The organism is Vibrio scophthalmi (assembly GCF_040869025.1).
GTDB lineage: Bacteria > Pseudomonadota > Gammaproteobacteria > Enterobacterales > Vibrionaceae > Vibrio > Vibrio scophthalmi.
The window spans coordinates 65,253-79,556 of sequence record NZ_CP134273.1 but is presented as its reverse complement, the minus strand read 5'-3'; the positions used below and the strand labels follow the sequence as shown (position 1 = coordinate 79,556).

The 14,304-nt window shown below is 45.9% G+C and carries 19 protein-coding genes; all 19 read left to right on the top strand.

Going from position 1 to position 14,304, the window contains the following annotated elements; translation table 11 throughout:
* The first annotated feature begins 71 nt into the window (after window positions 1–71).
* The 19 genes from RJD38_RS21765 to RJD38_RS21675 all read left to right on the top strand — a co-directional run bounded on the left by RJD38_RS21765 (window position 72) and on the right by RJD38_RS21675 (window position 14,304).
* Window positions 72–470, top strand: coding sequence for a hypothetical protein (locus tag RJD38_RS21765; protein ID WP_006712448.1), 399 nt, complete (start codon window positions 72–74; stop codon window positions 468–470).
* Window positions 471–610: 140 nt separating this feature from the next.
* Window positions 611–1,162, top strand: a complete 552-nt coding sequence (locus RJD38_RS21760) for a DUF2726 domain-containing protein (RefSeq protein ID WP_065432115.1) — start codon at window positions 611–613, stop codon at window positions 1,160–1,162.
* Between the two features lie 9 nt (window positions 1,163–1,171).
* Window positions 1,172–1,345 (top strand): hypothetical protein, encoded by a 174-nt coding sequence (locus RJD38_RS21755; protein ID WP_231893349.1) that lies wholly within the window; start codon window positions 1,172–1,174, stop codon window positions 1,343–1,345.
* Between the two features lie 403 nt (window positions 1,346–1,748).
* Window positions 1,749–2,156, top strand: a complete 408-nt coding sequence (locus RJD38_RS21750; RefSeq protein WP_065432116.1) for a DUF3577 domain-containing protein — start codon at window positions 1,749–1,751, stop codon at window positions 2,154–2,156.
* Window positions 2,157–2,285: 129 nt separating this feature from the next.
* A complete protein-coding gene (locus RJD38_RS21745; protein WP_039949226.1) occupies window positions 2,286–2,810 on the top strand; it encodes a hypothetical protein in 525 nt (174 codons plus the stop codon).
* Window positions 2,811–2,871: 61 nt separating this feature from the next.
* Window positions 2,872–3,261, top strand: coding sequence for a hypothetical protein (locus RJD38_RS21740; protein WP_065432117.1), 390 nt, complete (start codon window positions 2,872–2,874; stop codon window positions 3,259–3,261).
* A 70-nt stretch (window positions 3,262–3,331) separates the two neighbouring features.
* Entirely contained in the window at window positions 3,332–3,664 is a 333-nt protein-coding gene (locus tag RJD38_RS21735; protein ID WP_231893350.1) for a hypothetical protein, read from the top strand.
* A gap of 133 nt (window positions 3,665–3,797) precedes the next feature.
* Window positions 3,798–4,082 (top strand): DUF1640 domain-containing protein, encoded by a 285-nt coding sequence (locus RJD38_RS21730; RefSeq protein ID WP_065432119.1) that lies wholly within the window; start codon window positions 3,798–3,800, stop codon window positions 4,080–4,082.
* A gap of 82 nt (window positions 4,083–4,164) precedes the next feature.
* Window positions 4,165–4,404: a hypothetical protein gene (locus tag RJD38_RS21725; RefSeq protein WP_065432120.1), complete on the top strand. Its 240-nt coding sequence runs from the start codon at window positions 4,165–4,167 to the stop codon at window positions 4,402–4,404.
* Window positions 4,405–4,572: 168 nt separating this feature from the next.
* Window positions 4,573–5,487, top strand: a complete 915-nt coding sequence (locus RJD38_RS21720; protein ID WP_065432121.1) for a DUF1281 domain-containing protein — start codon at window positions 4,573–4,575, stop codon at window positions 5,485–5,487.
* 61 nt (window positions 5,488–5,548) lie between these two features.
* Complete coding sequence (locus RJD38_RS21715; RefSeq protein WP_065432122.1) at window positions 5,549–5,836, top strand: hypothetical protein; 288 nt, start codon at window positions 5,549–5,551, stop codon at window positions 5,834–5,836.
* 191 nt (window positions 5,837–6,027) lie between these two features.
* Window positions 6,028–7,278 carry a hypothetical protein gene (locus RJD38_RS21710; protein ID WP_065432123.1) on the top strand — a complete coding sequence of 417 codons (1,251 nt, stop codon included), beginning with the start codon at window positions 6,028–6,030 and terminating at the stop codon, window positions 7,276–7,278.
* Window positions 7,275–8,798, top strand: a complete 1,524-nt coding sequence (locus tag RJD38_RS21705; RefSeq protein WP_065432124.1) for a type II secretion system protein GspD — start codon at window positions 7,275–7,277, stop codon at window positions 8,796–8,798. Before RJD38_RS21710 ends, RJD38_RS21705 begins: the two co-directional genes overlap by 4 nt.
* The gene (locus tag RJD38_RS21700) at window positions 8,798–9,958 is read left to right on the top strand and encodes a hypothetical protein (RefSeq protein ID WP_065432125.1); all 1,161 of its coding nucleotides are present in this window, start codon (window positions 8,798–8,800) and stop codon (window positions 9,956–9,958) included. The genes RJD38_RS21705 and RJD38_RS21700 overlap by 1 nt, the downstream gene beginning before the upstream one ends.
* A complete protein-coding gene (locus RJD38_RS21695) occupies window positions 9,955–10,632 on the top strand; it encodes a hypothetical protein (RefSeq protein WP_065432126.1) in 678 nt (225 codons plus the stop codon). Before RJD38_RS21700 ends, RJD38_RS21695 begins: the two co-directional genes overlap by 4 nt.
* Window positions 10,629–12,257, top strand: coding sequence for a GspE/PulE family protein (locus RJD38_RS21690; RefSeq protein WP_065432127.1), 1,629 nt, complete (start codon window positions 10,629–10,631; stop codon window positions 12,255–12,257). Before RJD38_RS21695 ends, RJD38_RS21690 begins: the two co-directional genes overlap by 4 nt.
* Entirely contained in the window at window positions 12,241–13,233 is a 993-nt protein-coding gene (locus RJD38_RS21685; RefSeq protein ID WP_065432128.1) for a type II secretion system F family protein, read from the top strand. Before RJD38_RS21690 ends, RJD38_RS21685 begins: the two co-directional genes overlap by 17 nt.
* A 43-nt stretch (window positions 13,234–13,276) precedes the next feature.
* A complete protein-coding gene (locus RJD38_RS21680; protein WP_065432129.1) occupies window positions 13,277–13,792 on the top strand; it encodes a hypothetical protein in 516 nt (171 codons plus the stop codon).
* Window positions 13,792–14,304, top strand: a complete 513-nt coding sequence (locus RJD38_RS21675; RefSeq protein ID WP_367971684.1) for a hypothetical protein — start codon at window positions 13,792–13,794, stop codon at window positions 14,302–14,304. The genes RJD38_RS21680 and RJD38_RS21675 overlap by 1 nt, the downstream gene beginning before the upstream one ends.

Genomic DNA, 14,304 nt, shown 5'->3' with positions numbered 1-14,304 from the left:
CCCCACGGGAAGATTATTTTCCCAATGGGGTAATAGTTTTTCTCGTTTCATTATTTGTTAGGAGAATTACTATGACTGGTCAAACTAAACTCAATCTTTTAGAGCAAGAAGCGCAGTACCAACGTGAGTTGGATGCGTATGATACCGTTCTTTGGTCAACAGCGCGCATGTTGAATTACTTTGCGTGGGATGAAGAGAAAGCACTAAAGGTGATGGATACGATTTATGCGAAAGCACGTTCGTGGCCAGAACGCTTCCCACATCTTGTTGATAAGGAAGATCATAACGTAGTAAAAGCGACGAGCTATTATTACGATATTCTTGCTGATGCAGAGCCGATTGTTGCGGCGAAGCGTCAACAAGAGCTGAATGCTTTGAAAGAGCAGCTTAATATGGTGCCATTTTCATGGTTACGGCATCCGCGATTGAAGCGAGTCATACTGTGGTTAAATCGCCCAATTGCTGCATAAAAAATAGCCCCGACCTTTTGGTTGGGGCTATTTTGTGCGTATTTGATCAATTCAAAGGATAGAAAAGAAGATATTGTTGCTCGATAATTAGATGGTATTATGAGCTTAGTTGTATTTACTTTGATCTTTTGGAGATAGATGTGGATTTCTTTTTTTTACTGGCTTTTGCTTTTGTTGTCTTAGTCCTATTGGGAAAGAAGAAAAAAAAGGGAAACTATAAGCCTAGAAGTCATTACAGCAAGACCGACCATTTTGATGGTGAACCAAAGCAGGAAAGCCACATAAGCCTAGCAACTCGTTGTTCGTATAAAACGCAAGCGATAATGAATAAGCCAGAGTTCGTGATTTATAAAACATTACAAAGACTATTGGGGCGAGAGTTTAATGTTTTTCCGCAGGTTGCGCTTGGTGAAGTTTTAACTTCAAGTGATGGTCATTCAGCCATAAACGCGAAGCGAGTTGATTTGCTAATTGTTAACTCTTATGGACATGCAGTGGCTGCTGTTGAATTTAATGGATCAGGAAAGAATGGTCATTTTCAAGGTAATGCGATTGAACGTGATGCTGTGAAATACTTGGCGTTAACGGATGCTGGTGTGAAGTATATCGCGGTTAGTACAACTGATGAGTCGTATCTTCGTCAGGAGTTAGAGACTGCAGGTTTTGTGCTGAAACCTAAAAAAACGGCATAGAGGCGAAAAATGAGTAGCTTACAATCTCTAAGGAAAAAAGCATTAGCGAATCCAGCGGTGAAAGTACAGTATGATGCGCTTGAGTCTGAGTTTATTAACGTACCCCCTTCAAAGCATGAGCCGTCAGGGCTAACCCAACAAGAGATGGTGGAGTGCATGGGTAAACCACCATCAAAGCACTGATGAAATATGCTCAAGCATACGCACGCTTAGAACGCTAAATCCAGTAATTAAAGGGCCGTTGTGATCACAACGGTCTTTTTTATTACCCAAAGTTAGCAAGCGGATCGCTAGTTGACTCTCTGTGAAAATTTAATCTAAATCACTTTACAGCCGATCGAAAAATGCTATTCTGAATAAGCTTAAAGTTGTGTACTGACTTATAGTACAAAGCACACGGGAACTACACCTCCCTTAAATCGCTTTCTGAGACGTGTCGCGGTCTCTAAGAGACTGGAAAGCTTTTTCAACTTTTGTCCATCTTATGATGTAGACATAACTTACTTTGTTACCACCCACACGGGAAGATTATTTCCCAGTGGGGTAATAGTTTTTCTCGTTTCATTACTTGTTAGGAGAAAACACTATGTCTGGTAATAACAACGCTAACTACTTCGATATTCACACTTCTGCATTTGGTTTTATTAACCGTGTACGTAAGGTTGTACCGAATAGAGGCGAACCGTTCTGGGCGGCTGATTTTTCAGCTTGTCGAGGCGATGCTGGCGAAAAAACGTACTTTGACGTTAAAGTTGTTGGGACAGAAGCTATTGCTCTGTTTGAACAGCACCTTGCGAATTTTGAGCAAGGTAAAGACAAAGTAACAGCAAGCATTGTTATCGGCGACTTGCGCGTAGAACAATTTACTTATAAAGCAGGCGAAAAGAAGGGGCAAACAGGCGTTTCATTGAAAGGTCGATTGCTTCGTTTTAAATACCTGAAGGTTAATGATGAGGTTGTTTTTCAAACTGAATCAGAAGCCAAAGCCGCTTAATAACTGACTGCCCAATACGTTTATCGTCTTGGGCATTTTCGTCTAAGGGCGAAAGAACTCTGACCCAATGGGGGAAACATTCCCAGCGGGCATCGTTTCTCTTTTTTTATTCGTAAATTTGGAGAAACGATGATGAATGAACAAATGATAACTCAACATCAGTACAACGCGTTTGTACTGGCGCAAGTTAATACGGATGGTTGGCAAAACGAAGAAACGTGCCCTGATTGTGGAAAAATGGCAATCAGACGTGATTTTGAATCTTGTCATACCGGTTCTGTGAATGCGCATTACACCCTAAATTGTTCACATTGTGGCTACCATGAGTGTGAGCAGGATGAGTGTTCTATCTGTGATGTGAAATATGACCACAACCAACACATCAATGATGAGGTTGGTAAATGGTTGTCTTTTATGGATTTAGTTGAAGACAGGTTAGCCGAAGGACGATGTGTCCCAGGTGTACTTTGGACTCAGTTCAAACATGTCATGTACCATCAACCAGCAGTGGCGGATTTACTTGATAATGTTTTGGGTCTCGGTTTACCAGCTAATTGTGGAAGACAAGTTGTTCATCATGTTCAACGACATATCATGGATGTGCGATTTAAGCTTAATCTTGAACAACGTATTCAGCTTGCGAAATTGAATTAATCATAAACCCACAGGGGATTCGTCCCTTTGGGCGTTTCTCCTTTTATTAGGAGAAACGATAATGAATCAATTGATGATTAACCAATCTCAGCACAGTGCTTTCGTACTTACTGAGGTGCTTAAGGCTACTGGTTATGACTATGTTCGAGGTGGATGCTCAATCAAAGACTTTGATGAGAGCTATTTATTTCGTCAATACAGTTATGACGAAGCTGGTAAATGGTGGGTGTTTTTAAACCATGTTGAAGAGTGGTTGGTCGCAGGAAAACCAGTAACCGGCTTTCTGTGGTCATTTCTTCTCTATGTAATAAATCCAAAGTCTGAAATGACGGGATTTGTTTGCCTATTGCTTGATTTTGAACCATTAGAGGCCCAAAACAAGCTCGGTATGTTTAAACTCGCGCTGACTGATATTCGTGCTAAAAAGCGAATTGAACAGTCTGTAGCATAAGTAAAATTCATAAACCCACAGGGGATTCGATCCCTTGGGTATCGTTTCTCCTTTTTTGATGAGGAGAACGATGATGAAAGCAGTAACGGTAAATGTTGGTGGTGCGAAGGTGGATTGTTTTGTGCAGTATGCGCAATACGGTAATAGCCAAATCGCCCTACAACTTATCGCTCAACAAAGTGCAGATAATGAAGCGCAAGGTATCTACCCTGGTATGCCGATTGGCAAGCCAACGGTTTGTTTACCTGAGCAGAGTTTGGCGCCTAATGAAACGATAATCAAAGATTGTGATGAGTATGCAGGTTTTCTGGATGCCTTAGAGCAAGCTGAGATAGTCAAAGCAACGGGGCGAGAGATCTGTTGTGGGTATGTTTCATACAAGGTAGTTGAAGTCTTAGTTTAATTATTTGTACACAATTCCGGCAGGAACTTCGTTCCTGTTGGATTGGGGTTTTCTGTCTTTTTTTGTTATATTGAGACAATAAACTATGAGCAGTAATTTAAATATATTGTCGAGTCGACTACAGGTAAATCATATGGCTACAGTGACATTTGATACACATAAATTCATTCGACGACTAAAAGAGTCTGGCATTGATGAGAAGCAAGCAGAGGCGATTGTAGAAGGTTTTTCTGAAGCGCAATCAGAAGGAAAGCCAGTTACAAACGATTATCTTGACACTAAATTGTTTTTGATTAAGGAACAGTTAACCTTGGAAATTGAGAAGACAAGAAGTGACACCATAAAATGGGTCGCTGGTTTGCTACTCGCCCAAGGTGCACTCATTGCTACGTTTGTTAAATTATTTTCATTGGTTTAATTAACCCCAACAAACTAAGAGCCTCTATCCATTTGGATCGAGGCTTTTTTCTACCTAGATTATATTGATGATAGGATAAGCTATGTGTGACGAACAAAGGCGCATAGAAGAACGTGAGTTAGAGAAAATTCAGCTTTTGCGTGAAATCTCTAATGCTTGCAAGCAGATGAATGAGGATCGCAACCTGAACCGCTTTGAACGAGAAAAGTTAATTTCTCGGCGTGTTAGGTTCACGTCTAACGAGAAATGGTTAATGGGAGCGCTCATTATGTCAATGATCGTGTCTCTGCTTGCAATTGTCATTACTTTTTCTAAATCGTGATGCTTTGATTTGATGCGTTCACAAGGCAAATCAAATCATCGAACTATAGCCGGACCTTAAACAAATGAATTAAGGTTTTCAACTCAACATTATTGCGCCTAGCGCACCGTCCATACAGGATGCTTCCTGTATGGGGGCATCCTTTTTTATTTTAAGAAGGAAATTATTATGCCTAACTGGTGTGTTAACCAAATCCATGTCAGTGGTCCTGATGCGCTTGACGTTCAGCGCTTGATGACAGAACCACAAACTCTACTGCATTACGATGCAACCAAAGCGGCGGTGAAGATGTTTTTAGCCGGTATGGGTGGTTTGTTAAAACCCACTGTATCAATGCGCTTTGATGTCTATCCAGAGTTGATCGCCGGTATCGGTGAATCCAATACAGCGAACCATGCTTTTGATGCGTTCGTAATGTTACTGAACCAAAAACCGCAGTTAACGCCTGAAATCTGCTTAGCCATTTTGACTTTGTTTGAGCAGACGGGCTTAAAGCAGCGGTATTGGGGTAACTTACCTGTCGCAGCCAGAAAGAAGATCTCGCCATTGTTGAAGAACAGTGCACACGATTGGTCGGGTATCTACTTACGTCGTTTACCTCTTGATGTGGTATGGGCAAAGCTTGATGTGTTTGAGCCAGTTTTACCTAGCTCGTTTTCGTTAAGCAGTTTATGTCCACCAAATCTGTTGTCGCAAATAAATGGGTTTAATGGTCATTTATTGCCGGGGATATCTAGTGGTTACAACGATAATTGTGATCGCCTTGGAACGAAGTGGGAGATGGTAGACGTTGATGTTGTCGAATCAAGTGATGGGTTTGTAAAACTTGAGTTTGATACCGCTTGGAGTCCAGCCATTCCACCGATGGCAGAGTTGGCGGCACGTTTTCCTGAGTCAGTCTTTACCCATTATTTTGTTGAAATAGGGTGCTCGTTCTGCGGCTATGTTTCGTATGAGGATGGGATTGTTCAGGAAGATCGTGATGACAGTTTGGTCTTTTCAGATGAAGAGAACGATGAGGGTTATCATGATTTAGTCGGTCCAGACTATCTCATTGAAAACTTCGATCGCTACGGCGGTTAATTTTTATCACCCAATCAGGGAGCACATCCCTGGTTGGGGTGTGCTCTCAAGGAGCATGCTGATGAATAAAATGTTGTACGTCTACGACGATGAAGGGACGTTGACCAGTGTATCGATAACGGACTTTAAAACTGAGACCGACGCAGCGATCAGTCTTATCGATGTGTTGATCGATTGGTCATATGAACATGGGGGCGCGATTTATGGTGCTGCTTCCGTTAAAGCTCACATCAAAGAGTTAGAGGGGTTAAAATCAGAGGTACGAGGTTTTGCCGTGGACTTAAGCGAACAAGCCTGGTTTGGCACTTCGTTAGGTTTTACTTTTTCCTGCTGTTTGAATGAAGAGTGATTGTTAGTAAAAAGCCGAGCTCGTTGAGTTCGGCTTTTTGTCTGTTTGATGTTAAAACAAAGTCACCGTAAGGATATCATAAATTTTCTTCCGCGTACTAAGTTAAAATATTTATTTTAACTTGCGGTTTTGAGTTTTTTTTCTTGCTAGCTTGTGCGCAGAGAAATCTCATTCATCAAAGGAGTTTTTGTATGCGTATTATCGCGCTTTCTGTGATGGGTGTATTAGCTGGCTGTGCGAGCTCTGAGCCGCCAGCCCCAATACCACCTTCACCACCATTAAACCTTCGAGTGGCCCCGCCACTTGAGGCGGCTACCCCTATTCAAACATCGCGTTATGTCCTTGAAAGACGTGGGCCTGCTTCGCAATTGACCGACATGCTTGACGTGCCTGTTGATGCGCGTATGCCGGCAATGGCGAACCTGACCGTTAAAGATGGTTTGGATTTTCTGCTGACCGGCAGTGGGATGCGTGTTCGCACGCCAACCTCTTATGGCGAATCTCAAATGTACGCGCAACCTTTGCCTGTGACCCAAATGGATATGGGCCAAATCCCACTTCGTCATGCTCTGCAAGTGTTAGGCGGTCAAGCGTTCGAGCTTGAAGAAGATGTGGTGAAACGTGAGGTCGGGTTTCGTTTGAAAAATGGCTATGTTTGGACGCCACCAAAATATGATGAAATTCAACCTACAGCGCAATTGGATAAAGCATTAACCGCGAATCGCACAGGCTTGACCTCATCTGCTCACTCTGATTTTGACAATGATGCGTTCTTTTCAAGTGACGCGGTCACGCGCGCGGCAAGTTTAAATAACAAGACGGTAGTGGCATCAAATCAACAAAGCGTCGCGAGCGAAAAAACAGTTTTATCAAGCGGTAGATCTGTCACGAACAGTCACGCTAAGCCGATGGTAGTCAAAACCTTTGCCATGGTCGAGGGAGAAAGCTATCGAGATGCGATCTTGCGTTGGGCCAATAGCGCTGGTTTTGAAAAAGTGGCTCTAGCACAAGAGTTGGAGTTTCTTAATGCCCTTGATTCGCGTTCACCGTCTGGATTTCTAGCCAAAGGCTCACTGCGTACTGCCGTTGCAAAACTGGCCGAAGAGATCCCAGAGCTATCTGAGTTAACCCTTTATGAAAACTCTGCGAAGGGCTTAGCGGCGCTTCACCCTTATCGTATGCAGGCTGTGACGGTCTTTATGACCAACGGTAAAACGCTGGAAGCGGTGATTGAAGATGCAGTGAAGCAATACGACTGGAATTGGGACGCTGACCACTCTTGGGGATCGGATAACTACGCCTTTGGAACCGCTTATCCTGTGGTGACGCGCAAAACCGATATCAGTGGTGCCTTGAGTATTTTGCTAAAGCAATACCCGCTTGAAGCGCGTCGTTTAGATGCCAATCGCACTATTTACATTCGTGAGGCCACTCCGCTATGAGAAATAACAGTAAAAAGATCTTAATTATTAGCGTGCTCGCCCTTGCCATGATGGGGTGTGAAGCGTTGGGCTTTAATGAATACAGCAAGCGCAATGCAGAATCGGCTGACGTGCTGGCCAAGATGGAGCAAGCGCGTGGCGATTTTAATGATGTCAGTAAAGTGGTGCGTATTGAGCAACCACCGGTATCTCTGACGCCGCTCGATGAGGTCATCGATACCTCCTACCTCATGCAACGAGTGAGTGTTTCTCAATCTCGCGTTCCGCTTTCACTCATGATGGATGACTTACTTTCTCAAGTGGGCGTTACTGCATGGTACGGCGATGGAGTCGCCATGGATGCCCCGGTGAGCTTGAATTTTGAAGGGCCATTATCGGGGGCGCTGAACGCCATTGAGCGTCAACTGAATATAGGGTTTGCTGCAGAAGAAGATCGAGTAAAAGTGGAGCGTTTTGTCTCAAAAACGTTCGAGCTTGAGCTGCCTCCCGGCATGATCAACGACCAGATTGGTGCGTCTGAAAGCAGTGGTGGCGGTGATGAAGAGGGTGGTGAAACCAAGATTGAAGGTCAATATGTCACTCTTTCAAACAGCGATGTCGATACCTTTACAGAGGTTGCGGAAGGCATTAAAGCGCTGCTTGCTCAAGATCCAGATTTAAGTAATGGCGAAGCTGGCAAACCTGGTTCAGATAACGATTCACTCGTGGGCAGTGTGCGCGCGATCCCTGCGTTATCACGCATCGTTGTACGTACCACGCCATCTCGTATGGAAGAGGTGATCGCCTTTGTAAATGACAACAAATCGTCATTGACTCGCCAAGTGGCGGTTGAGGTTCAGATCTTAGAGTTTCGTTCAAACCTGGGTCATAACCGTGGTGTTGACTGGAATCTGATTCGTGATATCGGCGGCGGTAACAGCTTGAGCTTCTTTATCCCAGGAACGGATCTGCTCTCAAATTCTGCGAACCCAAGTTTTGCCTTTACCGGCGGCGGTAAGTGGGATGGCACAACGGCACTGATTAATGCTTTGAATAAGCAAGGTCAAGTCTCAACCGAGACACCCATTACCATTTTAGTGCAAAACCATCAGACCAATCATGTGACGCAAGAGAACATCATCGAGTTTGTTGAAAACACTAAGAGCAACAGCAGTGAAGGCGTGGTGACAACGGAAACCGAGCGCGGCAAGCGTCGTGAAGGTGTTGATTTTATCGTAGTGCCTAATATTCAGCGCGATCATGTTTACCTTCGCGCTTCTGGCATGTTGACCAAAATCGAGGCGTTAGTGCGTGAAGAGGTGGCTGGTGAGATCCAAACCTTCCCACGGATGCGTGAGTCGAAAATCAATTTTGCGAACAAGCTGAAATATGGACAAACCATGGTGATTGCTTCGGTATCGCAGACAGACACGGGCACCGAAGAGAATACGTTCTTAGGTATTCCATTCTTAGGTGGTACGAGTGCAAAAACGCAGCGCGTTGACACGCTGGTGCTACTGACGCCACGGAGAGCGGACTGATGATGGTGATCCCTGAATTAGTAAGCTTGCCGCATCACGGTAAGCCTCAATCTGTATTGCGTAAGTTAAAAAAGGCGTGGCCATCAAAGTATAGCCTTGCGTTTGTTCGTGATAGCCGCGTTTGTTTGTACACCGCAGAAAGTGCTGCCGTTGTTCGAAGCGAAGTTTGGCGTGAAGCATTGATGGGTCGTGGCGTGGATTTGCGTTCTGTGGTGGTTCTTGATGTGTTGTCAGATCAAAGTGAATCGTCACAGCTTTATTGTGTCGTGATTGAAGAGGGTGAGGTTGTGGCTCAGTGGCTGCAGAACTCACTCAATATCAAAGAGAACGTCGCCATTCTGACAGCAAAGACGGTGCTTTGCGCCGTCTCTGACGAAGATAAGGTGATTGAGGGACAGTGGTGCTTGCCACTGACCGAGAGCGAGCAAGAAGCGTTGGCCGCTTACACCTTAAAGGCGAAAAAATCCCCACTGCCATGGGTTGTCGGTGGTGGTGTTGCTGCGCTGGGATTAGGGGCTTTGTTGATGTGGCCAGCGCCTTCACAAAAGGCTGAGGAACTTCGTAGTGAGCCGGTTGCCGTTGTGGTCGCTGACCCGTGGGGGGATTATCGTTCAATCATGGAAAACGATCATTCGGCGGCCGCTGTTTTTCAACAAGTTCAAAACCTTGTCGCGATGGCTCAGTTGCTTCCGCCTAAATGGAAACCAACGTTAATTGAGGTAAGTAGTGGTGTTGTCACGCTCAACATCGAGCGTGAGCCTCTTGGGCAGGTTGCCATGTTAACGGCATGGATTGACCACTACCCAGCGATTAAGCCTTACATCACGTACAGCAGGGAGTCGGCAGTGATAAGCACGCCCGTCGAAAAGCCGTTGTCATTTTGGGCTGAGCGGTTCATCCCAATCGAGCCAACTCAAAGTACGCTTTTTGACACGTTAGCACTGCTTGGTTTTGAAGCCTCTGGGGTGAGTGAAACGAAGGGGGCGTATCAAAAAACAGCGTTTTCAATTGAAAAAAGTCTCACGCTATTTGATGTCGGTGTGCTTTTGGGGTTGATGTCACCGTTACCAATGACGGTGGCCGATTTTTCATTATCCCCAGTCGGTGATGGGGCTTGGCAAGGTGGAATTAACCTTTCTTTTTATGGAGTGAGTTCATGAGTGATAAGAAAAAAATGATTGCGATTGGTGTTGTTGTCTTGGTCGCGGGCGGTATTGTTGCCAATTTGGTCTTTACCCCGAAAACCTCAAAACTTCAGAGTGCGTCGAACACGCCACAAGAAAGCTTGGTGGTTGAGGTTATAGAGCCAGTGACGCCAGTCATTGCGCCTTCGGCATTAACAGTATCAACAAACATTGCGAGCGTAGAGGTTGTTGCGGCCCCTTCGCCGGCACCAGATTTATACCTAAAGCCACTTAACGTTGATGTTGAGGTGACCGAGTTGATAAACGGTATTCATGAAAGAGCCGTGGCAGAGGTGAAAGCGAATACCTCTGAGTTCAAATCGCGCGAGTGGGATGCAGGCCAATCTCAACGTGAATCTCAACTGGGTCAATCGATAGGCGTGGACTTTGCCTCTACTCCAGCGGTAACGACATCAACCGTTGATGGGGCCGTTGTGCATGATGTGACACCAATGTTGACGTTGCGTGGTATCACCGGCACGGCAAATGAAGGGGTTTTCGCTGCTCGTTTGTTTACTCAAGGGCAATTTAAGCGAGTGATGGTTGGCAGTAAGTTGTCCGGTTACACCGTGACGCGCATTACTCGTGATTCAGTAACTCTTAAAGGTCAACAAGGTGCTCGAACGTTAACGCTGGGTGAATCACTATGAATGACGTTACTGAATTATTAGTAGACAGCGAACTATTGGCACTGTGCATCGATGATGGTCATAGCTTTGTTGATAATCGCGGAGTGATTTATACCGATAGTCTGAACGCTCCAAAGCTTGCTGATATTAGAGAGTATGTTCAATCCACTCCTGGGTTGTTGGATGGTGAGCTCTACGGTAAAGCGCCATTAGTTGAGATGGTCAATAGTGACGCGGTTCAAACCATGTTGGAAATTGCGGATGCGTTGTTGAGCGCAAAGAAAGGAGAGGATGACCACTCGGAAATGGGTGGAAAACTTCTTTCGCTTTGCCAATCGGCGGTGAACGCAAAAGCCTCTGACGTTCATTTGGAAGTTGGCCGTAAAGAGAGTCGTTTCTTGCTTCGTGTTGATGGTAAGCGTGTGGTGCTCAAATCTTTTGCTGACGGCTCAAGTGCGTTAAGGCAGTCCAGAAAATTGGGCTCTAACCTTGCTGCGTATGCTTTCCAAATGAAAGGTAACCACAACTACAGTGAACGCGTGCCGTTAAATGACCGTTTTGAGTTGACGCTGCAGGTGGATGGCCAAGAGAAAACGGTGGAATGGCGCGCCGCATTAATGCCCCTTGATCGTGGCATTAAGCTGGTTTTGCGTTGTATTACGCCGCTTGGTGAACCATTGACGCTCAGCGCGATGGATTTGCTACCTACCCATGTGCGTCTTTTTGAAGAAAAGATGAAGCGCCGCAGTGGCATCATTGTTCTGACAGGCCCAATGGGCTCGGGTAAGTCATCGTTGGTGTACGCCTTACTCGAAACTGTAGACCGGGTTGCGCGTTGTGTTCATACCCTCGAAGACCCCGTGGAATTTGAGCAAGATTTTGTCACTAAAACCTTGGTTGAACCACGCCGCGAACTAAAAGAAGGGGGTGGTGTTTACCTCGATTATACCTTCTACGCGCTTGAGCAGCTTCGTCAAGATATCGATATCACCTCATTTGGTGAGCTTCGCAGTAAAAGTGCGACCAAAGAGTTTACCCGTAAAGGTGAAACCGGTGGTTTGGCACTTTCGACGTTGCACGCCAATAGCGCCGTTGGTGTGCCGGCAATATTCATTGAGCATTTGAATATTCCCGCATCGGTCGTCTCTGCTCCAGGTTTAATGCAGCTTTTTACTCATCAAAAGTTAATCCGCAAGTTGTGCCCACACTGTGCGCTCACTCTTGACGAGGCCAAAGGTATCTATGACGCCCATGATTTGTCGCAATCCTATGACATTAAGTTGTCGCAATTGACCGTCTTGCTGCCAGAGCATTTAGAGTCCGTTCGAATGCGAAATCCAGAAGGGTGTGAACAGTGTAAGCACAGCCCAAATGCAGGAGAAAAAGGCCGCGTCATGGTGCTTGAAATGATCGCGCTAGAGAACGATGACCGTGAGTTCATCAAAGCGGAAGATTATCTGGGTTGGGAAGCGCATTTAGAAAGCAAAGGCTGGCCAAATATTCGCACCCACACGTTGCACCGCATGAAGCAAGGCCTCGTTGATATTGAATCGGCGTCTGAGCAGGTGGATGAGCTCATGCCCGTGTCGAGCTCAACGCTTTATGAGCAGATGCAGAAGGAGATGGGAAATGACGGTCGCGATTGAAACGTTGCTGTTTACCAGGGCGAATCAAAAAGAGTTGCTTGAGCAATGGCTGCAGTGTGAAGAGGATGGTTTAACCGTTTCTCAATTCTGTGATTTGCTGATTAAGCACGGTGATGATTCAACCAAAAAGATTGGTAAGGAGGGGCTAGAGGCGCCCGGTAAAGGTCTGGCTTTTTCAGATGTCCTTGCGAAATGGTGTTCACCGGTCGTGGCAAGCACCATCGCGAGTGCCGAATCTGCAGGGAACCGTAAGGTTGGAATTGAAGCGGCGCTTAATGAGCTGTCCGGTGGACAAAACGTGATGGGGCGATTGTTTAAAATTGTCGCATTTCCAATGCTAATCGTACTCGCTGTGGGTTATCTCGGCGTTTATGTCTCGGGTGAAATACTCGGAGCTATCCGCGCGCCCCGTGGTTTTGCCATTGACTTAAGAGATTTCTTGCAAGGCTCTGGGGTACTGACACTGGCCGGTATTGGTTTTGTTCTCATTATGATGGGCGTTTCAATGCCACGTTGGTCTGGCCACACTCGTCAATGGGTAGAGGGTATTCCGCTCTATAGCCATTACCGTATTGGTGCGGCGGCTGGGCTTTTGCGCACGCTCTACAACTTATCTAGCGCAGGGATGAACCTAAATGAAGCGTTAGAGGTGGCAGCGAAAAACGGCACACCGTATTTGCGTGGTCACATAAGGGTGATGCGTGAGTTGCTTGTGACAGAAAACAACATTGGCAAGGTGCTTAACAGTGGCTTATTGCTGCCTCGAAGCCGCTCCAATCTCGAAGTGTTGGGGGAAAGCTCGCAAGTGACGCGTCTACTTGACCGAGCTGCACTCTATCACCAGAACGAAGTGACTAAGCGATTAAATCGTATCGACCTTGTACTTCCAAAAGTCATTTTGATACTCGCTATCGTGATACTGGGCGTCTTAATCGGCAGTTCAATGATGCTGCTTCTTAACTCAGTACAGATGTAACGACACCAAACATTAAATAATCAAATAACAAGAGAATATACCAATGAAAACAATCAAAAAATTCCCAAGATATCCTCGTGGTCGAATGCAAAAGCAAAAAGGCGCGTCACTGATGGACTTCTTACTTTGGTCAGCGCTTGCTGCGCTATTTTTAGCCGGTGTGGTTCAACTCTACGTGACGGGCTCAGCGTATGCCAATCGCACGCAAACGGTAACCGCAGTGACATCCATCAAAGCGGGCGCCGAGAGCGTAAAAATCATTAACCATGCCGGCGTCAATATGGCCAAGGTGTGTGATGAGCGTCGTAACGCGGTATCAATGAAGATTTGTGGTGATGCGCGGAATGGTGTGGGAACCAACCAATACGGTGGCAACTACACGCTAGAGCCGGATAACTCGAACCTTTCTCGCGTCAAAGTGGGCGTAACGAATGTAGATACACAATACATTGATGCGGTGGCAGATTCACTTTCAGCATTGGCGGCGGGTAACTGTACGCAAGCAGCTGGCTGCAGCACTCTTACCGTCTCAGGTAACACCATTACGGTGACGATGTAATGCACATAGGAAGCCTTATTTTAGCTGCTTCCATCACTGCTGGGCTGACGGCGTTGTCCGTCAGCATCTTGGAGCCTGAACGCTGGATAACGTCTTATAAGGTTAAAGCGGTTCAAGCGCCTATGTTTGAAGCGATGGAGCAAAACATGTTTTACACCATTGCCAATGGTGGTTGCATCCGAAATCCAGTCGATACCAGTCTTGCTTTTTTGATGGATAACCAGTGGCTGCCTGATGACTTTGAAGCGCGCTATCCATGGGATATCACCACATCGTATTTCACCCTTGGGTATGGGGAAATCGCGAAGTTATCGCTGACGTTAACCGCAGGCTCTGACCATGATGCGGAAAAGCTAAAAAGTGCCGCACAAAGTCTGGGTGGTTCATGGCGATTTGAACCAGGTGCGCGTTCGTTGACGATTCATCGAACTGTGCCATTCGTTCGCTCTGAGTTTGATGAAGCGAATTTTGATTTTGCAACGGGGTGCTTTGTTCCCCCAAGAGAGGGCTGA